This is a genomic window from Halomonas sp. 141 (assembly GCF_002810305.1).
Classification (GTDB): Bacteria; Pseudomonadota; Gammaproteobacteria; order Pseudomonadales; family Halomonadaceae; genus Vreelandella; species Vreelandella stevensii.
Genome location: NZ_PINZ01000017.1, coordinates 13932 through 37490, shown reverse-complemented (window position 1 = coordinate 37490; position 23559 = coordinate 13932). Strand labels below are relative to the sequence as shown.

Annotated in this window: 19 protein-coding genes and 1 riboswitch; of the genes, 6 read left to right on the top strand and 13 right to left on the bottom strand. The window is 64.4% G+C overall.

The window, feature by feature from the left end; translation table 11 throughout:
- Positions 1-13 precede the first annotated feature (13 nt).
- The 9 genes from CWI66_RS09600 to CWI66_RS09560 form a co-directional block, all read right to left on the bottom strand.
- Positions 14-1819, bottom strand: coding sequence for a TonB-dependent receptor domain-containing protein (locus CWI66_RS09600; RefSeq protein WP_100731549.1), 1806 nt, complete (start codon positions 1817-1819; stop codon positions 14-16).
- A 143-nt stretch (positions 1820-1962) separates the two neighbouring features.
- A riboswitch (cobalamin riboswitch) is annotated at positions 1963-2199 on the bottom strand.
- Between the two features lie 73 nt (positions 2200-2272).
- Complete coding sequence (locus tag CWI66_RS09595; RefSeq protein WP_039179601.1) at positions 2273-2710, bottom strand: bifunctional adenosylcobinamide kinase/adenosylcobinamide-phosphate guanylyltransferase; 438 nt, start codon at positions 2708-2710, stop codon at positions 2273-2275.
- Positions 2662-3315, bottom strand: a complete 654-nt coding sequence (locus tag CWI66_RS09590; protein WP_170919403.1) for a histidine phosphatase family protein — start codon at positions 3313-3315, stop codon at positions 2662-2664. The genes CWI66_RS09595 and CWI66_RS09590 overlap by 49 nt, the downstream gene beginning before the upstream one ends.
- Positions 3267-4028 (bottom strand): adenosylcobinamide-GDP ribazoletransferase, encoded by a 762-nt coding sequence (gene cobS / locus CWI66_RS09585; RefSeq protein ID WP_081135151.1) that lies wholly within the window; start codon positions 4026-4028, stop codon positions 3267-3269. The genes CWI66_RS09590 and cobS overlap by 49 nt, the downstream gene beginning before the upstream one ends.
- Positions 4025-4573, bottom strand: a complete 549-nt coding sequence (locus CWI66_RS09580) for a bifunctional adenosylcobinamide kinase/adenosylcobinamide-phosphate guanylyltransferase (protein ID WP_081135024.1) — start codon at positions 4571-4573, stop codon at positions 4025-4027. The genes cobS and CWI66_RS09580 overlap by 4 nt, the downstream gene beginning before the upstream one ends.
- Positions 4557-5669 carry a threonine-phosphate decarboxylase CobD gene (gene cobD, locus CWI66_RS09575; protein ID WP_100731548.1) on the bottom strand — a complete coding sequence of 371 codons (1113 nt, stop codon included), beginning with the start codon at positions 5667-5669 and terminating at the stop codon, positions 4557-4559. The genes CWI66_RS09580 and cobD overlap by 17 nt, the downstream gene beginning before the upstream one ends.
- Positions 5669-6691: an adenosylcobinamide-phosphate synthase CbiB gene (gene cbiB, locus CWI66_RS09570; protein ID WP_100731547.1), complete on the bottom strand. Its 1023-nt coding sequence runs from the start codon at positions 6689-6691 to the stop codon at positions 5669-5671. Before cbiB ends, cobD begins: the two co-directional genes overlap by 1 nt.
- Positions 6688-7779, bottom strand: a complete 1092-nt coding sequence (gene cobT / locus CWI66_RS09565; protein WP_100731546.1) for a nicotinate-nucleotide--dimethylbenzimidazole phosphoribosyltransferase — start codon at positions 7777-7779, stop codon at positions 6688-6690. The genes cbiB and cobT overlap by 4 nt, the downstream gene beginning before the upstream one ends.
- A gap of 109 nt (positions 7780-7888) precedes the next feature.
- Entirely contained in the window at positions 7889-9364 is a 1476-nt protein-coding gene (locus tag CWI66_RS09560; RefSeq protein WP_232710823.1) for an efflux transporter outer membrane subunit, read from the bottom strand.
- A 147-nt stretch (positions 9365-9511) separates the two neighbouring features.
- Between CWI66_RS09560 and CWI66_RS09555 the strand changes: the two genes are divergently transcribed.
- From CWI66_RS09555 to CWI66_RS09530, 6 genes are all read left to right on the top strand, one after another.
- Positions 9512-10588, top strand: coding sequence for an efflux RND transporter periplasmic adaptor subunit (locus tag CWI66_RS09555; protein ID WP_100731545.1), 1077 nt, complete (start codon positions 9512-9514; stop codon positions 10586-10588).
- An 8-nt stretch (positions 10589-10596) separates the two neighbouring features.
- Positions 10597-13737 (top strand): efflux RND transporter permease subunit, encoded by a 3141-nt coding sequence (locus tag CWI66_RS09550; RefSeq protein ID WP_100731544.1) that lies wholly within the window; start codon positions 10597-10599, stop codon positions 13735-13737.
- A 201-nt stretch (positions 13738-13938) separates the two neighbouring features.
- On the top strand, positions 13939-15840 hold the full coding sequence (gene edd / locus CWI66_RS09545) for a phosphogluconate dehydratase (protein WP_100731543.1): 1902 nt from the start codon (positions 13939-13941) through the stop codon (positions 15838-15840).
- Positions 15840-16805, top strand: coding sequence for a glucokinase (glk, locus tag CWI66_RS09540; protein WP_100731542.1), 966 nt, complete (start codon positions 15840-15842; stop codon positions 16803-16805). The genes edd and glk overlap by 1 nt, the downstream gene beginning before the upstream one ends.
- A 17-nt stretch (positions 16806-16822) precedes the next feature.
- Positions 16823-17254: an aldo/keto reductase gene (locus CWI66_RS09535; RefSeq protein ID WP_232710821.1), complete on the top strand. Its 432-nt coding sequence runs from the start codon at positions 16823-16825 to the stop codon at positions 17252-17254.
- A gap of 73 nt (positions 17255-17327) precedes the next feature.
- The gene (locus tag CWI66_RS09530; protein ID WP_016914197.1) at positions 17328-18293 is read left to right on the top strand and encodes a carbohydrate kinase family protein; all 966 of its coding nucleotides are present in this window, start codon (positions 17328-17330) and stop codon (positions 18291-18293) included.
- 21 nt (positions 18294-18314) lie between these two features.
- Here CWI66_RS09530 and CWI66_RS09525 read toward each other — a convergent pair whose 3' ends face one another.
- From CWI66_RS09525 to zwf, 4 genes are all read right to left on the bottom strand, one after another.
- On the bottom strand, positions 18315-19796 hold the full coding sequence (locus CWI66_RS09525; protein ID WP_100731541.1) for a glycoside hydrolase family 32 protein: 1482 nt from the start codon (positions 19794-19796) through the stop codon (positions 18315-18317).
- Between the two features lie 770 nt (positions 19797-20566).
- Positions 20567-21229 (bottom strand): bifunctional 4-hydroxy-2-oxoglutarate aldolase/2-dehydro-3-deoxy-phosphogluconate aldolase, encoded by a 663-nt coding sequence (locus tag CWI66_RS09520; protein ID WP_039179577.1) that lies wholly within the window; start codon positions 21227-21229, stop codon positions 20567-20569.
- 42 nt (positions 21230-21271) lie between these two features.
- The gene (pgl, locus tag CWI66_RS09515) at positions 21272-21937 is read right to left on the bottom strand and encodes a 6-phosphogluconolactonase (protein WP_100731540.1); all 666 of its coding nucleotides are present in this window, start codon (positions 21935-21937) and stop codon (positions 21272-21274) included.
- A gap of 1 nt (position 21938) precedes the next feature.
- On the bottom strand, positions 21939-23432 hold the full coding sequence (gene zwf / locus CWI66_RS09510; protein WP_081135050.1) for a glucose-6-phosphate dehydrogenase: 1494 nt from the start codon (positions 23430-23432) through the stop codon (positions 21939-21941).
- Between the last annotated feature and the right edge of the window lie 127 nt (positions 23433-23559).

Genomic DNA, 23559 nt, shown 5'->3' with positions numbered 1-23559 from the left:
GCGTGTCAGTGTGTCATTGGCCAAAGTGAACACTCAGGAACCCTGCCCGGCCAGCGTTGATGTAGTCGGCACCGTCGAAGGAGCGCGTGGTGGTGTACTCCTGGTCCAGCACGTTCTCCAACGTCACCCGGGCGCTCCACAGCGGCGCAAACTGCCAACCGGCGCGCAGGTTCACCAGGCCGTAGCCACTCAGGCGGTCCTGATTGGCGGCATCCCGATAGCGGTGGTTCTGGGCCAGCCAGGAGCCGCCCACCGACCACTCGCCCAGCTCACGGTCGATGTCCAGACGCAGGCTTTGGGAAGCGCGGTTTTGCAGGCGCATGCCGGTCAGGCGATTCTCCGGGTCGGTGTAGGTGAGCGCCGCCGCCAGCGTCCAGGCGTCGAGTTCGAGCCCAGCGCTCAGCTCGGCTCCCCGAATACGGCTTTCCGGCACGTTGAACTGCAGCCCCTGCCCCGCAATCAGGTTGTCGATGTCGGTCTGGTACAGCGCCGCATCCCAGAACCACTGGGCATACTGGCCGCGTAGCCCAGCCTCGACGGTATGTGACGTTTCCGCTTCCAGATCGGGATTGCCGAAGCCAGGGAAGTAGAGCTGGTTGTAGGTGGGCGCATTGAACGCCGTGCCGTAGCTGGCGCGAAGGGTGTGCTGGTCATCCAGCTGGTAGCCCAGCCCCAGGCTGCCGGTCACTTCCTCGCCGTAAGCCTGGTTGTCGTCGAAGCGCAGGCTCGCCTGTACCAGCAGCGGGGAGAAGTCCAGCAGGGTCTGGGTGAACACGGCGGCATTGCTGCGGCTGGTTTCATCGTAGGCGGTGGTGCTGTCTACCCGGTCTTCGCTGTACTCGGCCCCGGCCACCAGCTCATGGGCCCCTGCGGTGAAGGTGTTTTCCCAGCGGGCAGCACGGATCCTGGTATTAAAGGCAGACTCGCTGAAGCCATCGAAATTATCGCTTTCATCGCGGGATTCGCTGAGCGTCAGGCGGCTACGCCAGCTGTCTGTCAGCGGCAGCTCGCCATATACCCCGGCCACCTGCTGCACGAAGTCGTTCTCGCCGCCGTCGTATTCGTTGTGGCCACGGGCACGCAGGGCCAGCACGCCCGCTTCGGCACCGTTATCAAAGGTGTGCGATACCCGCGCCAGCGCCGATGTGTTGTCGTACCCCTTGTCGTCGCCATCGCGGCGCACGGGTTGGCCATCGGTGGTGAAGTGGCTACCGGCAAAGCTGTAGCGGGTGCCGCCTTCTCGGCCGCTGATACCTGCGCTGAGCCGCTGGGTGTTGAACGAGCCACCGCCTGCGGAAATACGCGGCTGCGGGCCTTCCTCACGCCCTTCGGGGGTAAACAGTTGAATGACGCCGCCCATGGCATCGGCACCGTAGAGGCTGCCGCGGGGGCCGCGCACGATTTCGGCGCGGTCGAACATGCGTGGTTCCAGGTACTGCCACGCCGCGCTGCCGCTGGTGGCCGAACGTAAGCGAATGCCGTCGATCAGCAGCACGTTCTGGGCGCTGCCGGTGCCGCGCAGAAAGACGCCACCGCTCTTGCCGAAACTGCCATTGGAAGTGACATCGACCCCCGGCTGGCCGCGCAGCAGATCCGTAATGCTCACCGGGTCCTGGCGGCGAAGCGTCGCTTCATCCAGAACGGTGACCGAAGAGAGACTTTCGTTGGCGGTACGCGGTGCCAGCGCCGCCGTCACGACGACAGGATTGAGCGTATCGTGACTGGCCGAGGCCTGCTGCTGCGCCTGCGCATGAACGGCCATGGGCACGGCGGCCATGGCAAATGCCGCCAGCGTGGCGGTAGAAGATAAACGTTGCATGATGGATCCCTTGCGCACTGTGCTCACCCGCACAGCGTGTTTTTTAGTGGCCGGTGCAGGCGCACACGCAAGGCAGGCAAGCTGCGTTGGCAGCCCACCCTACACCCTGCACATGCCCACCGCATGCCGGTAATCCGTGGCTTTTCAGCCGTCACTCCTGGGCCGGTCTCCGGGCTGACGAGCGAAAGGAGGCGCTTTTTTCAAGCGCCGACCCTTTCCGAGCGACCACCTTCCCATGCCTGAGCACAGTGGCGTCCTGGCCGTTCTTGTCTCGATCACCGTTGCGGGGGCAGCGTTGGATTGACGCAGTTGCGTTCACCAACTTCCCGTTTAACTGAGGGCGAAGGGTCGCCATCAGCACCTAAGAGTGCGCGTAAACTAGCAACTTGCGCTAATCAGGTCAATTTTGGCCAGGCGGGGCGTGCTGCACTAAGTCGGACTTTATGGCGTGCTTTATGCCGTGCTTTTCAGCGCTTGCACGAGCCCATGGCGCACGTACCACACCTGGCTTGCCTGGGCGGCGGCGTCCTGGGTGAACCAACCGCTGAGGTCCCTCAGGCGGCGCTGGTCCCGGGCCATGGGCACCAGGCCTCGGCCCAGCTCGTTGGCAATCACCACCAGGGTGGCGTGCTGGCCTGCCGCTGCCTCGTCCAGGCGCTGCAGATCTTCGCGCCAGTGGGCGCGCCATTCGTCGCTGCTGAAGTCGGAGTGAATGGCCGCCGAGAGCCATTCGAACAGGCCATGCAGCACCAGCGGAGTGCCGGGGTGCATGACGTGGGACACTTCCTGCAAGCGCTGGCCCGGCGCCAGGCGCCACCACACCGCGCCGGGAAAGCGCTGTTTTACTGCGTCTCGCTTGCCTGCGCTGGCACCGCCGATGAACAGTTGCATTGCCACTCTCCTTTGCCTGCATCGTTGGGCTGATAGGTCAGCTGCCAGCGACGGCCCTGGGCCTGATGGACGATGCCCGCCCAGAAATCCAGCGTTTCGAACCGGCGGCGCAGCTCACGAATCACCCCGCCGTGGGTCACCACCAGCACCTTGCGATGGCCCTGTTCGCGCGCCTGTTGCGCCACCTCTTCCAGCCAGGCATCGAGGCGCTCACGCAACTGGCCAGACGACTCACCGCCGGGTATCTGCAGCTCGCCCGCGCTGTCTATCCAGGCGCGGTAGTGCGGCAGCTCCTTGAGTTCATCGTAAACCTTTCCTTCGTACTCGCCAAAATCCAGCTCTCGCAAGCGCGGCTCCCGGTACACCGGCATGCCGGGCTTGGCCGCCTGTGACCACGCCAGGGTTTCCTGGCAGCGGCCCAGGTCACTGGCATGAATGGCATCGAAACGCTCGCTTGCCAAAGCGTCACGCAGGGCCAGCAGGCCCGCTTCCGCGTCCGGGAACAGCAGCGGGATATCGCGCTGCCCCTGGTACCGACGCTCCAGATTCCAGGACGTTATACCGTGGCGAACTGCCACCAGCTCCACATCAAGACCAGTAGCCAAAGCTCTCCTCCTTCGATAGTGGCACCCACCATGTCACCGTTGATGCCGTGAAATAAGCGCAGCAGCGCCTGACGCACCAGCACGACCCACAAGGCCGTGGCCACCAGCCAGACCCACAGCCCCGGCATGAACAGTGCCCCCAGCAGCAGCGGCAGCAGGGCCAGCACCACGTCTCTTCGGCCCAGCGACTGCTGCCAGCTAAAGGCCAGGCCGCTGGGCTGGGCACAGGGCGTCAACACCAGCAGGGCCACCCCCGCCAGCCGACCCAGCGCGGGGGCCACCACCAGCCAGCCAAGCGGCGCCTGATAGTGCACCAGCGCCCATAGCAGCACCCCTTTCCAGGCCAGCAGAAACACTAGCGCCAGCATGCCAAAGCTGCCCACCACCGGGTCTTTCATGATCTCCCATCGGCGGGCCACGGGCTGGTTGCTGCCCAGCGCATCGGCCAGGTCCATCACGCCATCCAGGTGCAGGCCACCGGAAATGGCCACCCACAGGCTAAGCAGCACCAGCGCCGTGATGGGCGATGGGGTTTGCCACTGGCCCAACAGCAGGGCGACACAGGCCAGCAGCGCTCCCACCATCAGGCCCACCAGCGGGTAGGCGCGAATGGCCCAGCGCCGGGTGGCCGGTGTCCAGGGGCAGGCAACGGGGATCGGCAGGCGCGTCAGAAACTGCAGCGCCAGCAGCATGCCGTACAGGGCATTTTTCATGGTGCGCCAGCCGCCTTCCATTCGATGGACTGCCCGGCCACCACCTCCACCACCCGGTCGGCCTGAGCCGCCAGCCAGCGGTGCAACCTTTGCAGGAATTCAACGTAGCGCCACACCTCTGCCGAGGCAGGCAGGGGCGCTTCGTTGAGATCGTTGGAGACCACCACCAGCGTCACCCCCCGGCGGCGGGCATCGTGAAGCGCACGCACCAACAGTGCAAAGGCTTCCGTTTCACTGACCGGGGCGGCGTCCTCCTGGGTATTGAACATCACCTGGCTGGCCCAGAGGGTCAGACAGTCCAACAGGGCGGCATGGCCGTTGGGCACCTGGGCCACGGCCTGCTCGATGTTGAGCGGAGCTTCCAGGGTGACCCAGTGGTTGGCGCGGCGGGCCTGGTGATGGCCTACCCGTTCGGCCATTTCGCTGTCGTAGATGTCGGCGGTGGCCACGTAGTAACACGTCTTGCCGTCGGCGTACTGCTGAACACACTGCTCCGCCACCAGGCTCTTGCCCGACCGAGCCCCTCCACTAACAAAGACAATCATTCAGCACCTTTAACAACCGATCATTGGTCACACCATCGCGCAGTGCCAGCCTTAGCCAACCACCCTTCAGGCCAGCAAAACCATGGGTATGTCGCGCCAGCATACCTTGGTGAAGCAGGCGTTCAAGCAGCACGATACTGGAAATGCCCCGTTGCCGCTGAGCGGCCCCAGGCCGCACCAGATGAAAGCAGCTGTGGCTGGGCACCACCTCCAGCCCCAGCGCGGCCAGGGCAGCGCCCATGCGCGGCTGCTCACGGGCCAACCACTGGTGGGTACGCCGAGCAAAGCCCTCATCCGCCAGCAGCGGCGGCACCAGATCGGCAGCCAGATGATTGACGCTCCAGGGCGGTTGCTGCGCCTGAAGCTGAGCGATATGCCGCTCATCGGCCAGCACGTAGCCCAGCCGCAGGCCCGGCAGGGTAAAGAATTTGGTCATGGAGCGCAGCAGGATCAACGCCGGGTAGCGTTGGAGCAGCGGGGTCAGCGGTGCAGCCTCCAACGCCAGGTCGATGAAGGCTTCATCCACCACCAGCGAGGCCCCCGGTTTCAAGGCGTCCAGCAGCGCCTCGATAAGCGCCACGGGCAGCAGCGTGCCGGTGGGGTTGTTGGGGCGGCAAACGAATACAACATCAGCGCTGGCCGCCGCCTGCAGCAACGCGGCCGCGGGCGGGTCGAAGGTGCCCGGCAACAGGCCAAGCTCGCTGATGCGCACACCGTGGGCGTTGCAGGCCCGGGCGTACTCGCCAAAGGTGGGGGTGACGATCAGCGCCTGCTGGCCAGCGTGGTGCGCCGCCGCCAGAAAGATGGCTTCCGCGCCGCCATTGGTGAGCAGTACCTGCCCCGGCTCCACGCCTGCGTGTTCGGCAATCGCCTGTCTGGCGGCGCGGTAGTCCGGTTCGGGGTAGCGGCCCAGCCCAGCCAGGCGCTGGGCCAGGTAGCCGGTTACCCAGTCGGGCGGGCCCAGCGGGTTCAGGTTGGCGCTGATATCTTCCAGCGGATGGTCGGCAGGCAGGCCAAAGCGCTGCAGCAGCGCGGCGGCCTGGCCACCGTGGCTTGGCCAATGGTCGAGGGGTAGGTTGCCGGGCTGGCCGCGCATCACCCGGCCCCCGTAGCCATCACGAGGCACAGTTGCTGGAAAAACAGCTGCAGGAAGAACAGCAGCAGGAAGAAGAGCAGCCAAGCCCCGTGCATCAGCCAAATCGTGGTAGTGATGTGGCTGGCTTTCAGTAAATCATGGGCGGTGCCCAGCGTGGCCCGGTGTGATACTTGCCCCTGGTAGACGTTGGTGCCGCCCAACTGGACGCCCAGCAAATTCGCCACCATCGCCTCGGGCCAGCCCGCGTTGGGGCTTGGGTGGCGGGGTGCCTCGCGCCAGGTGGCCGCCAGGGCGCCCCGCCAGCGCAGAGGTGAGCGGTGAAACACCCCATACAGCACGCCCGCCAGCCACAGGCATAAGGCGGTCAGCCGGGCAGGCAGCCAGTTGGCCAGGTCGTCCAGCCTGGCCGAGGCGTAGCCGAAGTCGCCGTAGCGCTCGTTCCGATAGCCCACCATGGAGTCCAGTGTATTGACGGCCTTGTAGGCCAGCGCCAGCGGCGCGCCTCCCAGCAGCGCAAACAGCAGCGGCGAGGTAATGCCATCGACGGTGTTTTCCGCCACGGTTTCCACCGCGCCTCGGGTAATCTCGGCTTCATCCAGAGCCTGGGTATCACGCCCCACCACTCTGGAAAGCGCCTGCCGCGCAGCGGGCAAGTCGCCCTGCCGCAACGGGGCGGCAATGGCCCGCCCGGCATTCGCCAGCCCCTTGATGGCCAGCGTGGTGGCCAGCAGCCACAGCTCGGCGGCCAGCCCCAGCCAGGGGTGCACCCACGACAACAGCGCAAGCCCCAGCCAGGCCACCGAAAAGGTGCCCAGCACCACCACCAGGGTAAGGCACCCGCCCAACAGGCGCCGCCGCTGGGGGCTGCCATGGTTCCAGCGGTGCTCCAAAGCGCTAATCGCCTTGCCGAGGATCACCACCGGGTGGGGCAGCGCGCGCGGGTCCCCCACGATCAAATCGATGACGATGGCCAGCGCGACCCATCCGGCCAGAGCGGGCAGGCTCAGCAAGTCGAGGCTCATGGTGCCTTGCCACTCACCCTCGCCTGGGAGAACGTGGCCATGTCACTGAGCATGGCGGCAGCGGCCTGTAGCAGCGGGTAAGCCAGCGCCGCCCCACTGCCCTCGCCCAGGCGCATTTCCAGGGCCAGCAGCGGCTGCGCCGCCAGGGCTTCCAGCGCCAGGGCGTGGCCCGACTCCGCCGAACGGTGGCCAAACACCAGGTAGTCGCGCAGTGCCGGGGCCATGCGGCAGGCGGTCAGGGCCGCCACCGTGGCAATGAAGCCATCCACCACCGCGGGCAGGCGGTAGGCCGCCGCCGCCAGGTACGCGCCCGCCATGGCGGCGATTTCCAGACCACCCAGCTTGCACAACACCTCCAGCGGGTCGTCAGGATTCGCTTGGCGATTGGCCAGCGCCCGTTCGATGACCGCCGCCTTGTGGGCCTGCTGGGTGCTGTCGATGCCGGTGCCCGCCCCCACCACTTGGGCGGCAGGCACCCCTAGCAAGGCCGCCAGCATGGCGCTGCTGGCGGTGGTGTTGGCGATGCCCATGTCGCCCACGATGAGCCCATTGGCCCCCGCCTGTACGGCCCGCTCGACCGCTGCCATGCCGACCTGCATGGCCTGGCGCGCGTCGTCCAGCGGCATGGCGTCGTGGTGCAGCATGTTGGCCGTGCCCGAACGCACGCGGGCATCGGTGGCTCTCGGCAGCGGTCGCGGCGACGCCACCCCGACATCCACCACGTCCACCCGAGCGCCCAGCTGGCGGGCAAACACGTTGATGGCCGCGCCCTGCTGAACGAAGTTGGCGACCATCTGCGCGGTCACCTCCTGGGGAAACGCCGACACGCCTTCAGCGGCCACGCCGTGGTCGGCGGCAAACACCACCACGGCGGGGCTATCCACCCGAGGGCGTGCGCTGCCCGTGATGGCGCTGAGCTGAATCGCCAGCGCTTCGAGCCTGCCCAGGCTGCCGGGCGGCTTGGTCAAAGTGTCGAGGTAGGCACGGGTGCGCTCAGCGGCGGCGGCATCGACGGGGCCGATGTCGGGTAGCCAGGGGTAAGCGGCAAGGGAGTCAGAAGCGGCAGCAGAGGACGCGCAGGGAGGCATGGCAGCTCCAGTGGCAGCAAAACCAGAGATGAAGTGATCGCAAGCGCAGCATGGTAACAGATGCGGGCGGCCAGCGGAGCCGCCCGGGCTGTGGTTACCGTACCGGCAATCAGTAAACGGGGGTTTCCTGCCAGCCGCCCCCCAGCGCCTTGAACAGCGTGGCCGTGGCCGCCAGCTGTTCACGGCGCGCACCGGCCTGGGCCAAACGGGCCGAGAGCAGGTTGCGTTCGGCGTCCAGGCGCTCCAGCTGGCTCACCTGCCCTTGGTCGTACATCAGCACGGCCAGCTCCCGGGTGCGAGCAACGGCCTCCAGCTGTTCGTCGATGGCGGCCAGCCGTCGCTCGCTGAAGTCGTAGCTGTAGAGCGCATCGCGCACTTCGTTGAAAGCGGTCAGCACGGTCAGGCGATACTGCGCTTCGGCCTGTTCGGCCAGCGCTTCGGCGCTTTCCACCCCGGACTGGCTACGACCGAAGTCGAACAGCGGCCCCATCACCGAGGCCCCGACGCCCCAGGTGCGGGCCACATCGCTGAACAGATCACTGGTGCTGGCGGCCGCAGTGCCCAAAAAGGAGCTGAGATTGAGCGACGGCAGGCGGTTGGCCTCGGCCACGCCGATCTGGGCGGTGGCCGCAATCAGCGCCGCTTCTGCCGAGCGAATATCGGGCCTGCGCTGGAGCATCGCCGACGGCATCACGGCAGGTATGCCCACCGGCTGGGCCAGGTCATCCAGCCGCGACGTGCCGGTGTCCAGGGTAGTCAGCAGCTCATCAGGGGACATGCCCACCAGCGTGCCCAGGGCCCCGCGCAGGGTTTCCACCTGCTGCTTGAGCGACGGCAGCTCTGCCTGCAGGTTGCGCCACTCGGCTTCGGCCTGGCGCAGTTCCAGTTCGCTGATGTCGCCATGCTCGAAGCGCAGCGCCTGAAGGCGATAGGTCTCCTGGTACGCGGCCAGGGTCTCCTCCATCAGCGCTTGCTGGGCTTCGGCACTTTTCAGGCTGACGTAGGTGGTGACCACGTCACCGATCACGCCCAGCTCGGCGGCGTCTCTGGCAAACAGGCTCTCCTGCAGGGCGGCCATGGCCGCAGCGCGCTGGTTGGCTAGCCGCCCCCACAGGTCGATTTCATACTCCAGGCTAGCGGCCAGGGAGTACTGGTTGTTGGTGGAGGTCAGCAGCTCCTGCACGGGCTGAACATCGATGGGCAGCGCCGCCCCCGGAGTGCGCTCACGGTTGGCTTCGGCCTGATAGCCCACGGTGGGAAAGCGCTCGGCATCGGCAAACCCCAGCTGGGCCCGGGCCTCGCGAATGCGCGCCAACTGAATCGCCAGTTCGAGATTATCTTCGCTGGCGCGCTCGACCAGCCGGTTCAGCGCCGGGTCTTCGAAGCGCTGCCACCAGCGGTGCCAGTCGTCACGGGCCTGCTGCTCCAGAGTGATATGGGCAGGCCAGCTCTCCGGCAGCTCAATGTCGGGCGCTTGATACTCCGGGCCGACCGCACAGCCTGCCAGCAGCAAGGCCAGCACCGAGGCAGCGGTGAACGGTTTGAGGCGGGGTCCCCACGGGCGATTCCTGTGCACGCTGATCATCCTTGCAGTTCGGGTGAATACCGATTTAGGGCGGCGTTAAACAAAACACCTGTTCGAATTGGCCAATAATACCTATTATAGGGGATCAACGAAACAGGGGATACATCACACCACCGTGATCCCCATTGGCTTACAGGGAGGCATTGGATGAGGTTCATCCGCAAAGGGAAGTGGCTACCCACTCTGGTCGGGTTGCTGGCATGCGTGACGTTATTGGCAGGTTGCGGAAACGACGAAGAGCCCCCCGAGCCTCCGGCTCAGGTGGTCAAGCTGTTCGAAACCGGCCAGCAGCAGGCCTTCTCGGGCCGCCGTTTCGTGGGTCGCGTCGATGCCGTGAGCACCGTCAACCTGGCCTTTCAGGTGGGCGGGCGCCTGACCACCTTTCCAGCCGTACAGGGCACCACGCTGGCCAAAGGCGAGCTGATCGCCCAGCTCGATCAAACCGATTACGCCTTGCAGGTGCGCGCCGCGGAAGCGGAATTGACCCAGGCCCGCCAGCATCTGCAGCGGCAGGAAAGTCTGTATCGCCATAACGCCGTCTCCGCCTCGGTGCTGGAAGCGGCCCGCACTGATGCCGAGCTGGCCGCCACCCAGCTGGAGAGCGCCCGCCAGGAGCTGGCCTACACCTCATTGTACGCGCCCTTTGATGCGCTGATTGCCCGCCGCCTGGTGGAAAACCACACCACGCTGCCGCCCAATGCCGAAGTCGTCCGTATTCAGGACATCTCGGAGCTGCGCATTCGCATCAACGTGCCCGAAGCGCTGATGCGGCATCTCGATGGCGAACACGGTTTCAACGCCGAAGCCGAGATCGCCACGCTGCCCGGCGAGCGCATTGCGCTGGAGTACCGCGAACACATCACCGAGCCCGACGAGGTCGCCCAGACCTATCAGGTGGAGTTCGCGCCCGCCCAAGGCGAGCACCTGGTGGCGCTGCCCGGCACCACGGCCACCGTGTTCATCGAGCCCGCCGAGCGGCTGGTGTCCGGGGTGATGATGATTCCAGCCAGCGCCCTGGACACCACCGAGAGCGGTGATTTTCGCGTGTGGGTCTACGACCCCGACGAGGGCACGGTATCGCCCCGGGAGGTCACCGTGGGTGAGCTGAGCGACGACGCCGTGATGCTGGTGGCAGGCGTTCAGCCTGGCGAGTCGATTGCGGCGGCCGGGGTACACCTGCTGCGCGACGGCATGCGCGTCAAACCGCTGGATAACGCCCTCTAGGAGCCGCCATGAACATCGCCAAGCTGTCCATCGAACGGCCTTTAAACACGTGGCTAATCGTCTTAATTTGCTTATTTGGTGGTTTGTGGGGATATAACGCCGTCGGCAAACTCGAAGACCCATCCTTCACCATCCCTAACGCGATTATTAATACGCCCTATCCTGGCGCCACCGCGACAGAAGTAGAAAATGAGGTCACCGAACGCCTTGAGCGCGCTATCCAGAAAATGGAGCAGATCGACGTCATCAAGTCGAAGTCGCTACCTGGGCGCTCGGAAATCCAGGTGGAAGTCCACTCCAGCTACCGCAACCACGAACTGCCGCAAATCTGGGATGAGCTGCGCAACAAGATCAACGATGCCCAGGGCGACCTGCCCGAGGGGGTGCTGGGCTCCCAGGTCAACGACGATTTCGGTGAAGTGTACGGCCTTTTCTATGCGGTCACGGCCGATGGGCTCACCACGCGGGAGATCCGCGACATTTCGACGTTTCTTCAGCGCGAGCTGCTGGCAGTACCCGGCGTGGCCAGGGTGACCACCGCAGGCGAGCGGGAAGAGACCATCTACATCGACATCTCCAACGAGCGCCTGACCACCCTGGGCATTCCCATCAATCAGGTCATCAACACCATCCAGACCGAAAACGCCGTGGAAAACGCGGGCAGCCTGCGGGTAGGGGAACGCCAGGTGCGGCTGGTGGCGCGTAGCGACATCGACAGCACCGCGCTGATCGAAGCCATCCGCATCGGCCGCCCCGGCACCACCGAACAGGTGTCGCTGATGGATATCGCCACCGTCTACCGCGAGCCCAGCGACCAGCCCAACCAGCTGATTCGCTATAACGGCGAGGATGCCTTCACGCTCGGCATTGCGGGCGCCGCCAACGACAACATCATCGAAGTGGGCGAAGCCGTCGAAGCCCGCATGGAAGAGCTGAAAAGCCGCCTGCCGCTGGGCGTAGAGCTACATCCTCTCTACGAACAGCACCATGTGGTCAACGATGCCATCAACGACTTCCTGCTCAACCTGGCCATGTCGGTGGCCATCGTGATCGGGGTGCTGTGCCTGGCCATGGGCTGGCGCATCGGCGTGGTGGTCGGCAGTACCCTGCTGCTCACCGTGCTGGGCACCCTGCTGTTCATGGGGCTGTTAAACATCGAGATGGAGCGTATCTCGCTGGGGGCGCTGATCATCGCCATGGGCATGCTGGTGGATAACGCCATCGTGGTCGCCGAAGGCATGGTCACCAACATCAAGCGCGGCCAGCGCGCCAAGGAGGCAGCCGGCAGCGCCGCCAAGCGTGCCCAGCTGCCGCTGCTGGGCGCCACGGTGATCGGCATCATGGCCTTTGCCGGTATTGGCCTGTCGGACGATGTCACCGGCGAATTTCTCTACTCGCTGTTCATGGTCATTCTGGTCTCCCTGATGCTGAGCTGGCTGCTGGCGATCACCGTCACCCCGCTGTTTGGCTACTACCTGCTGCGCCAAAAAGGCGACGACGAGGACCAGCCCGCTGACGAGCAGCAAGCAGGCGAGCGCCAGCACGAGAACGAGGAGAACGAGGAGAACGAGGAGAACGACGACGAGCCCAGCAAGCGCGAGCTGTACGGCGGCCTGCTCTATCGCGCCTATCGCCGGGTGCTGCTGTTGGCACTGCGCATACGCATCGTCACCGTCAGCGCGCTGGTGCTGATCACCGCCGTGTGCCTGTGGGCCTTCAGCCTGATACCCCAGTCGTTCTTTCCGGACTCCAACACGCCGCTGTTCTTCGTCAATGTGGAGCTGCCCCAGGGCACCGACATTCGCTCGACCGCCGACTACGCCGCCGATATCGAGGCGTATATCCTGGAGCAGGAGGACGTGGTATCGGTGGCCAGCTTCATCGGCCAGGGCGCTACCCGCTTCATGCTCACCTACGCTCCGGAGCAACCCAACACCGCCTATGCCCAGTTCATCGTGCGCACCGAAGACCTGGACGCCATTCCCGCGCTGGACCAGCGCTTCTACCGAGAGCTGAACGAAGCGTTTCCCAGCGCGCAGGTACGCACCCAGCGGCTGCAATTTGGCCCAGGCGATGGCGCGGACATCGAGGCGCGCTTTCAGGGGCCCTCCCCGGAAGTGCTGCGCTCGCTGGCCGACCAGGCCCAGCGCATCATGGCCGACAGCCCCTACCTGATCGACCAGCGCACCGACTGGCGTCAGCAGGAGTTGGTGGTGCGGCCGCGCATCAACGAGGAGCGCGCCCGCATTGCCGGGGTCAGCCGTGAAGACATCACCCAGACCCTGCAGTTTGCCTCGTCGGGCATTCGGGCAGGCACCTACCGTGAGGGCGAGCACCTGCTGCCCATCGTCGCCCGCCCCCCGGCGGCCGAGCGGGACGATGTGGCGCTGCTGGAAAACCGCAACGTGTGGAGCGCCGCGCAGCAGCGCTTCGTGCCCATCAGCCAGGTGGTCTCCTCCTTCGATACCGATAGCGAGGAAGCGCTGATTCAACGCCGCAACCGGGTGCGCACGCTAACCGTCGGGGCCGACCCCGCCGAGGGCTATACCGCCGCCCAGGCGTTCGACGGCATTCGCGAAGAGATCGAGGGCATGACGCTGCCACCGGGCTACCAGCTGAGCTGGGGAGGTGAACACGAGGATTCCGGCGATGCCCAGGAGGCGCTGGCCCAGCAGCTGCCCATCAGCCTGCTGGTGATGCTGCTGACCTCGATTTTGCTGTTTGGCAAGCTCAAGCAGCCGCTGATCATCTGGCTGGTGGTGCCCATGTCGGTGTGTGGCGTGGTGATTGGCCTACTGGTAACCGGCCTGCCCTTCTCGTTTACCGCGCTGCTGGGCATGCTCAGCCTGTCGGGCATGCTGATGAAAAACGCCATCGTGCTGGTGGATGAGATCGACGGGCAGATCAAGGAGGGCAAGGCGCGCTTTTCTGCACTGGTGGACGCCAGCGTCAGCCGCTTGCGGCCGGTCTTCCTGGCCGCTGGCACCACCATCCTTGGCATGCTGCCGCTGCTGGCCGACGCCTTCTTCAACAGCATGGCCGTGACCATCATGGGCGGCCTGGCGTTTGCCTCGCTGCTGACGCTGATTGCCGTGCCCACCCTGTATGCCATGCTGTTCCATATCAGCAGCGATGAGGTCGAGTCCTGAGCAGGCGCGTTCGGCCCATGAGCGCTTTTTGGCTATCATGGGCTGGACGCCGGGATCATCCGGCTCATCCTTTCGGGTAATAAAACTACAACTTAAGCTATAAATCGGCTTTTTATTGCCGTAAGGTCTCTATTATTGGCGCCATAAAATGTAAAATAACTACAAGATACTTTCACCGTCTCTACTCATGCAGAGGTTTCTATGCCTGGTTCAACGTCTGGTTCTACCCCCGCAGCCCTTCACCCCAAGGTCGCGGAAGTCACCCAACGCATTCGTGAACGCTCTGCCGAGCGCCGCGCCCTCTACGAGCGCCGCATGGCAGAGCAGCACAAGCGTGGCGTGCATCGTGCCGAGCTCTCCTGCGGTAACCTGGCCCACGGCTTTGCTGCCTGTAGCCCCCAGGAAAAAGACGCCCTGAAGCTGATGAACAGCGCCAACCTGGGCATCATCTCGTCCTACAACGACATGCTGTCGGCCCACCAGCCGTTTGAAACCTTCCCGGAAACCATCAAGGCGGCGGCGCGGGCCATGGGTTCCACCGCGCAATTTGCGGGCGGCGTACCGGCCATGTGTGACGGCGTAACCCAGGGCCAGCCGGGCATGGAACTATCGCTGTTCTCCCGTGACCTGATTGCCATGGCCACGGCGGTGGGGCTGTCGCACAACATGTTTGATGCCGCTCTTTACCTCGGCGTATGCGATAAAATCGTTCCCGGACTATTCATCGGCGCGGCGCGTTTTGGTCACTTGCCCGCCATGTTCGTACCCGCAGGCCCGATGCCAAGCGGCTTGCCGAACAAAGAGAAAGCGCGCATTCGCCAGCTCTACGCCGAAGGCAAGGTGGGCCGCGAGGAGCTGCTGCAAGCGGAGTCCGACTCTTACCACAGCCCCGGCACCTGCACCTTCTACGGCACCGCCAATTCCAACCAGCTGATGATGGAAGTGATGGGCCTGCACCTGCCGGGCACGTCGTTCGTGAACCCCGGCACCGAGATGCGCGAAGCGCTGACCCGCTACGCCACCGAACAGACCATTCGCAATACCGAAGCAGGCGGCGAGTACCGTCCGTTCTACAAGCAGATCGACGAGCGCGCCATCGTCAACGCCGTGGTCGGCCTGCTGGCCTCCGGCGGCTCGACCAACCACACCATGCACCTGATTGCCATGGCGGCAGCGGCGGGCATCACCCTGAACTGGGACGACTTCACTGATCTCTCGGCGGTGACCCCCAGCCTGATGAAGGTGTACCCCAACGGCCAGGCGGACATCAACCACTTCCAGGCCGCAGGCGGCATGAGCTACCTGTTCCGCGAACTGCTGGGCGCTGGCCTGCTCCACGGCGACATTCCCACCGTCTTCGGCACCGATCTGACCGCCTACACCCAGGAGCCCTTCCTGGAAAATGGCAAAGTGGTCTGGCGCGAAGGCCCGGAGAAGAGCCTGGACGAAGAAGTGCTGCGCCCGGTCGCCACGCCCTTTGCCCCCACTGGCGGCCTGACCGTCATGAAAGGCAACCTGGGCCGAGGCGTGATCAAGGTCTCGGCGGTGGCCGAAGAGCATCGAGTGGTCGAAGCGCCGGTCAAGATCTTCGAAGACCAGAACGAAATGAAAGCCGCCTTCGAATCCGGCGAGCTGGACCGTGACGTGATTGTGGTGGTGCGCTTCCAGGGGCCCAAAGCCAACGGCATGCCCGAGCTGCACAAGCTCACTCCGTTTTTGGGGGTGTTACAGGACCGTGGCTTCAAGGTCGCGCTGGTCACCGATGGCCGCATGTCCGGTGCGTCGGGCAAAGTGCCTGCCTCCATTCACATGAGCCCGGAAGCGCTGGACGGCGGCCCGCTGGCCAAGCTGCGCGACGGCGACGTGGTGCGCCTGGATGCCAACGCCGGCACGTTGGAAGCCAAAGTAGACGCCGCCACCTGGGCCGAGCGTGAACTCGCCGTTGCCAATCTAGACCACTACCATGTGGGCCTAGGCCGCGAGCTGTTCTCGGGCTTCCGCCACTTGGCAATGCGCGGCGAAGAAGGCGCAGGCTCGTTGGGCGGCTTCGAAGCCGACGATCTCGCTCGTCAAGAAGGTCAGATTTTTCAAGAGGACGCCTGATGCGACCGGCACTGATCGGGGACATTGGCGGCACCAACGCTCGCCTGGCGCTGGTAGCGCCTGGCGAGGTAACGCCCCACGATATCCTCAACCTACCCTGCGCGGACTACCCCGGCGTGATCGAGGCGATTCAGGATTACCTCGCCCGCGTGGGCGCGACCGGGGATAACGCCCCCGAGGAGGCCTGCCTGGCCTTCGCCTGCCCGGTGCACGCCGAGCGGGTGAAAATGACCAACAACCACTGGGACTTCATGAAAAGCGACGTTCAGCAAGCGCTGAACCTGTCGCTGTTCAAGGTCATCAATGACTTCACCGCCCAGGCGTTGGGCGTGCCCCACGTGGGCGAAGACAACCTCGTCGAAGTGCAGCCCGGCGTCGCCCAGTCGCACTCGACCCGTTTGGTCATCGGCCCGGGCACCGGGCTGGGCGTGGCCGGGGTGTTTCCCGGCCAGCATGCCTGGATTCCGCTGCCCACCGAAGGCGGGCACGTCACCTTTGCGCCCACCGACACCACCGAGCGCGCACTGCTGGATGTTTTCCTGCAGCGCCACCAGCGGGTCAGCGTCGAGCGCATCCTGTGCGGCCAGGGGCTGCTGGAACTCTACCAGGCCCACTGCGCGCTGGAAGGCCAAGCGCCACGTTGCGAAACCCCCGCCGAGGTGACCCAGGCGGCCAACCAGGGCGATGCCCTGGCCACGGCTACCCTGCTGCGCTTTTTGAAAATTCTCGGCGACGTGTGCGGCGATGCCACCCTGACCATGGGTGCGCGCGGCGGCGTGTACCTGTGCGGCGGTATTCTGCCCCGCCTGTTGGACTGGCTGCCCAAGTGTGAGCTGCGCGCAAGTTTCGTCAATAAAGGGCGCATGGGCGCTTACAACGCCGACATCCCGGTGAGGATTGTGACTCACCCGTGGACCGGCCTGCTGGGTGCCGCCGAAGCGCTGCATAACGAAGAAGTCTTTTAAACTGACGGAAATACGCCATGGCTGCTGTGACCTTTGACGTGCCGTTCGTACTCGGCATGATGCGCCTGCATGAAGCGCAAGAGATGCACCAGGCGAGCCATTTGGCCGACTGGATCGAAGCTCGCTTAGAGCAGGGCTTGCACTGGTTCGACCATGCCGACATTTACGGCAACGGAGCTTGCGAAACGCTATTCGGCCAGGCGCTGCGTGCCCGCCCGGCCCTGGCCAAGCGGCTCCACGTGGTCACCAAAGCCAGCATTGCCAACGACAACCCGAGCGCGGGCGGTCAGTTGATGCAGGGCGAGGTCAGCCGCGTGCTGAACCGTTTGGCAGGCGAGCTCGTCAGCACCCCCGGCGCCGGTGATGGGCAGCGTGAAAGCGGAGCGCATTGCCGATATGCTCAATGGTCCGGAAGCCCTGCCCCGAGAAGCCTGGTACGAACTGCTTGAGGCGGCCCGCGGCCACTGCGTCGCTTGACGCGCTTGTTTCACATCCAATGCCAATAATGACAAGGAACGACCTATGACGCCAGTGATTGCTTTCGGTGAAGCCTTGATTGACATGCTCTCCAGCCGCCTGGGCGACGACACGGGGCCAGAGACCTTCACCCCCTACGCAGGCGGTGCGCCAGCCAACGTGGCGGTGGCCTGCGCCCGGTTGAGCGTACCCAGCCAGTTTCTGGGCATGGTGGGTGATGATACCTTTGGGCACTTTCTGATCCGTGAGCTGCAAAGCCACGGCGTGGACACCCAAGGCGTGGTGCTGACCCGGGAGGCCCGCACGGCGCTGGCCTTCGTTTCACGAGACAGCCATGGCGAGCGCACTTTCGACTTCTACCGCCCACCCGCCGCCGACCTGCTCTACCGCCTGGAGCACCTGCCCCACGGCGTGTTCGAGCAGCCTGCCATCGTGCACCTGTGCAGCAACAGCCTGACCGACCCGGAAATCGCCGACACCACCCTGGCCATTGCCGCCATGGCCAAGCGAGCGGGCTGCCTGGTAAGCGTGGATGCCAATCTGCGCCATAACCTGTGGGCGGACGGCTCGGCGGATGTGTGGCGGGTCACCGAGCTGATCGATAGCGCCGAGCTGGTGAAGGTCTCGCTGGAAGAGCTGGACTACCTACGCGGCGACCATCCCAGGCAGGCGTGGCTCGCCGAGCGCATGGCCGCCGGTGTGAAAGTCATCGTGATCACTGACGGCCCCCATGACGTGGTGCTGAAAGGCGTTGGTATCGAGCAGACCATCACCCCGCCCAGCGTGACGGCCGTGGACACCACCGCCGGTGGCGATGCCTTCATTGGCGGCCTGCTGGCGGAGCTTTCCCGGTTCGGCATCGGCACCAACTGGCATCAGGACAGCGCGTTTCTCAGCCGTGCGGTGGACATTGCCTGCCGCTGTGGCGCCCATGCCGTGACCCGACCCGGCGCTTATGCCGCCCTGCCCACCCACGCCGATATCGAAGCCCTGCGCGGCTCCGCAGGCTAGCCCTCAGCGTCGCCGGGCAGTCTACTCGGCGACGCTCTGAGTGAGGCCTTCCATGATCGCCACCCGACCGCTGACCAGGTTCAGCGTGGTCGGCTGACGGCGATGATCCACCAGGCTCACCTGGCTGATGCTGCGCTGCTCGGTGGCGCCCTCGATCAGCATTTCCAGCGTTCCGTGATCGCACCACCAGAGGATCTTGACGGTCAATCCATCGACGCTGCCCGCCGCATGGTCGCAGGCGAAGTGTTCATCGAAGGCGGCCTGGCCGTTACTGCCCTGGCGCGCATAGTGCAGCGCCGTCTGCGTTTCACCCGCCGACAGCCATAACTGCTGCTGGTAGCCCTGCTGCAGCGAGAGCGCCAGCCGCGTCCCCGGCTGCAGCGTCAGGGTCATCTGCCCCTGCACGGCCGTGCCTTCCGGCAGGGCGATACAGTGCTCCCCCACCGTTTGCAGCGAGCGAGGCGAGAGATGGCGGGGGGCGCCGAGCGCTCGAGCCGCCTCACGGGTGAAGCGCTGGTATAAGCGCACGCCGCGATGCGTTGCGCGCAGCGCAAGCTCCCTGGGCAGACTCATGGTGCCCCGCCAGCCCGCTTCAGGGGCATGGTTGGCGTACTGCCAATTGTTCAGCCACGCCAGCGCCAGCCGCCGCCCAGGGGTATTCGACCAGCTCTGCACCGCGTAGAAGTCCCGCCCTTCGTCCATCATCAGCACGCTATCCGGGGCGTTGTCATTGGTGAAACGCTGGCCGTCGAAATCACCCACAAAGTACTGGGTAAACGAGCCAAACGGGTTATCCGGCGTAGCACCAATGCCCACCACCAGCACCCAACGCGACGCGGGCTCATGGGGCTCGGCGCCTTCCACCGGTAGCTCGAACAGGTCCGGGCACTCCCAGGGGTGCTGGGTGTGCGCGCCCTCGCCCGCCCCAAAAGCGCTGGCAAACTGCCACGCCAGCAGGTTGGTCGAGGTATAGAAGTGAATCTCCTGCCCGCAGGCCAGCGCCATCACCCAGCGCTGGCTGGGGGCATGCCACACCACCTTGGGGTCGCGGAAATCCTTGAAACCGGGCGGCGGCAGGACGGGATCCCCCGCATAGCGCTGCCAGGTACGCCCCTTGTCGCGGCTGTACGCCAGGCACTGGGACTGCTGGTAATCCTGTGGGTCATCGGAGAGCACCTTGTGGCAGGTATAGAACGCCAACAGCCCAGGCTTGCCATCGAACAGCCCCGTGACATCGTGCTCATCCACCACGGCGCTGCCGGAAAAGCAGGCCCCTTCTTCATCGGGCGCCAGCGCAATGGGCAAATGCTGCCACCGGCACAGGTCACGGCTGACCGCATGCCCCCAGTGCATCGGCCCCCACTCGGTCCCCAGGGGGTGGTACTGATAAAACAGATGGTACTCGCCTTCGAAAAACACCAGCCCGTTGGGGTCGTTCATCCAGCCCATCGGGGGAGTAAAATGCAGCGCAGGGCGCTGGGGCTCAAAATCCGCTAACGTCATGCTTAAACCTTAACTTAATCGGTCAACTTAATCGTTTAAGTTAGCGTATCACGACTCCCCTCCATGCGTACTCCTCCCCTTTAGGCGTAAGTATAAAAAAGTTCGTCGCATTCTGGCGTGAAAGCGAAGCAATTCCTGGTAAAGCGCGATGAACCTTGCTTATTGCGGAGGGCCATGTGAGACGGCCATGACCAGTGATGAACATCGGCGCGTGATGGATTCATTGGGCGACTGCCTGGGCAGGCACCAGTGCCGCCATCATCGCGGGCTAAAGCCCCCTCCAACAACAGCAAAGTGGCTGGGGTGGGGCCTGTGAATTCAGGATAGCCTGAGTAGTCACCTAAACCTGCCTGTGGGAGGCCAATTCATTGGGCGACTGCCCGAGCAGGCACCGGTGCCGCCGTCATCGCGGGCTAAAGCCCCCTCCCACAGCAGCAAAGTGGCTGGGGTGGGGCCTGTGAATTCAGGATAGCCTGAGTAGTCACCTAAACCTGCCTGTGGGAGGCCAATTCATTGGGCGACTGCCTGAGCAGGCACCGGTGCCGCCGTCATCGCGGGCTAAAGCCCCCTCCCACTGGGTCATCTCCCACCGGGTCATTGCCCAGCCCACCTGTGGGAGGCCAATTGATTCACGCCAGTCAGCATAGAACCTAAAAAAAGCCCGAGCATGGCAACATGCTCGGGCAAACGTCCTGCTCACATGACCCGACATCAGTGAAGCAAGTGACGAGAGTGCTCGGTACGGTATTACGGTGTTAGCTGGCTACCCATCAGTGATGGAAACGCTCGGCGGCCTGGCGGGCCAGTTCGCGGATGCCGTCCCAATCTTCGGCGTCGACCATGGCTTTCGGGGTCAGCCAGGAGCCGCCGACGCACATCACGTTGGGCAGCGAGAGATAGGATTCGGCATTGTCCACGGTGATGCCGCCCGTGGGGCAGAAACGCGCTTCCGGGATCGGCGCGCCGAACGCCTTGATTGCCTTGGCACCGCCGCTGGACTCCGCGGGGAAGAACTTGAAGCGGCGGTAGCCGTACTGCCAGCCGGTCATCAGCTCGGAAATGGTAGAAACGCCCGGCAGCATGGGCACCGGGCTCTCGACGCCGTAGCGGTACAGCGCCTCGGTGGCCCCCGGCGTCACCACGAAATCAGCGCCGACCTGTTCGGCCTGGCGGTACTGGGCAGGCGTGAGCACCGTGCCGACACCAATGCTGGCCCCCGGCAGGGCTTCTTTCATGCGCTTGATGGCTTCCAGCGCGCAATCGGTGCGCAGCGTCACTTCCAGAACGCTCAGGCCGCCCTCTACCAGCGCACGGCCCAGCGGCACGGCATCCTCGATGCGCTCGATGGTAATGACCGGAATGACTTCGGCCTTCAGGCAAATACTGTCCAGCTCGGCGGTGCGCGTTGAGGGTAACTGTTTATCGATGGTCATCAGTGAATCTCCAAGCAAATTGTTATTGGCGAAGGCCTGCCGTCAGGGCGCCCAGTAGATCGCCAGCGGGCAAGATAAAAAGGCGCGAATCGGCAGTGTCCGAACGTCGTCACCACTCATGGCGTTGGCCAATACGGCACGCTTGTCATCGCCGGTAATGTGCAGAATGTGGCGTTTTGCCTGATGCAGGCGGTCCGCCGAGAAGGTAATACGCGGCTGCGGCTGGCTGGGGGTGCGCACGGCAACCAGCGGCTCGTCGGTGGAGAGCGCCAGCCCCAGCTCCTGGCTATCCGGGAAAAGCGAGGCCGTGTGGCCGTCTCCGCCCATGCCCAGAATCACCACGCTGGCAGGCCAGGCAAGCCCTGCCGTGGCCTCGGCCACGCTGGCTACGCCCTCTTCCGGCGTGCCGTGTGCCGAGGTCAACGGTACGAACGTAGCCGCTGCTGCCGGACCTTGCAGCAGGTTGTCGCGCACCAGTTTGGCGTTGCTGTCGCCGCTCTGCTCATCCACCCAGCGTTCATCGGCCAGGGTGATGTCCACCTGCGCCCAGGCCAACGGCTTTTGCGCCAGCGCTTTGAAAAACGGCACCGGCGTCGAGCCACCCGATACCACCAACAGGGCACGCTCCTGGTGCGCAAGGTCGGCCGCCAGGGCTTGATAAACGGCTTCTGCCAGCTGCTCGGCCAGCGCTTGTCGTGTAGTGCTCATCTCAATAATCCTCGTACCAGCTGCGGCCGTCCTGGGTGATCATGGCAATCGAGGCCACCGGCCCCCAGGAGCCTGCGGGGTAGCGGCGCGGCGGGGTCTCGCGTGATTTCCAGCCGTCGATCAGTTGGTCGCACCAGCGCCAGGCGTGCTCCACTTCATCGCGCCGCACGAACAGGTACTGCTGGCCTTTCATGACTTCCAGCAGCAGACGCTCGTAGGCATCCGGGATACGTGATTTCGGGAAGGCATTGTTGAAATCCAAATGCAGCGGACCGGGGCGCAGGCGCATGCCCTTGTCCAGGCCGCTATCCTTGGTGAGTACCTGAAGGGCGATGCCCTCTTCCGGCTGCAGGCGAATGATCAGCTTGTTGGAAGCGATACCACGCTGGTCCGGGTCGAAGATGTAGTGCGGCTGCTGGCGGAAATGAATGACGATTTGCGACAGCTTTTCCGGCATACGCTTGCCGGTACGCAGGTAGAACGGCACGCCCGCCCAGCGCCAGTTGGACACTTCGGTCTTCATGGCCACGAAGGTTTCGGTCTGGCTCTGGGTGTTGGCGCCCTCTTCTTCCAGGTAGCCCGGCACGGCCTGGCCATCGCTGGTACCGGCAATGTACTGGCCACGCACCACGTCGCGGCCCAGCGCTTCGCCGGTAAACGGCTTCAGCGCCTTGAGCACTTTTACCTTCTCATCACGGATGGCATCGGCATCCAGATTGGAAGGCGGGTCCATGGCAATCAGGCAGAGCAGTTGCAGCAGGTGATTCTGCACCATATCGCGCAGCTGGCCCGCGTCGTCGAAGTAGCCCCAGCGCCCTTCGATGCCGACCTTTTCGGCCACGGTGATCTCGACGTGAGAGATGTGGTTCTGGTTCCACTGGGTGCCGAAGAGCGGGTTGGCAAAGCGCAGGGCAATCAGGTTCTGAACCGTCTCTTTACCCAGGTAGTGGTCGATGCGGTAGATGCGAGACTCGGGGAACACGGCACCGATGGCGTCGTTGATCTCTTCCGACGACGCCAGGTCATAGCCAATCGGCTTCTCGACGATCACCCGGGTGTCGTCATCCAGGCTGTTGCTGGCCTGGAGATTGTGGCAGATATCGCCATAGATCCGCGCCGCCACGGAAAGGTAGACCACCATGGGGCGCCGTGCGCCTTCACGCCATTGGCGAAGCGCGTCGTAGCCGTCCACCGTGGTGAAGTCGAGCTTCAGGTACTCCAGCCGTTGCAGGAAGCGCTCCATGCTGGCCTTGTCCTGCTCGTCCTTCTTCAGACGCTTTTGCAGCGCAGTGCTGACCAGCTGACGAAACTCGGCCGTGTCGTGCTCCTGACGCGCCAGCCCCATGATCCGCGTGCTCGCCGGCATCAGCCCTTCGCGGTCAAGATGATACAGCGCAGGGAACAGCTTGCGCATGGCAAGGTCACCAAGCGCCCCGAACAGCGCGAGATCAATCGCGTGATTGGGGTCGCCTAGCGGTGCATGTGACTGGCTCATCTCAGCTCCTGTTTATAATTAGGTGATCCAACTTATGTAGTTAGATTACCTAAAATCTATCTGATAACGGGCATTATACGCAATATTTCGTGTAATTTTACTACAAAAAAATCGCCGTGGCTGCTTT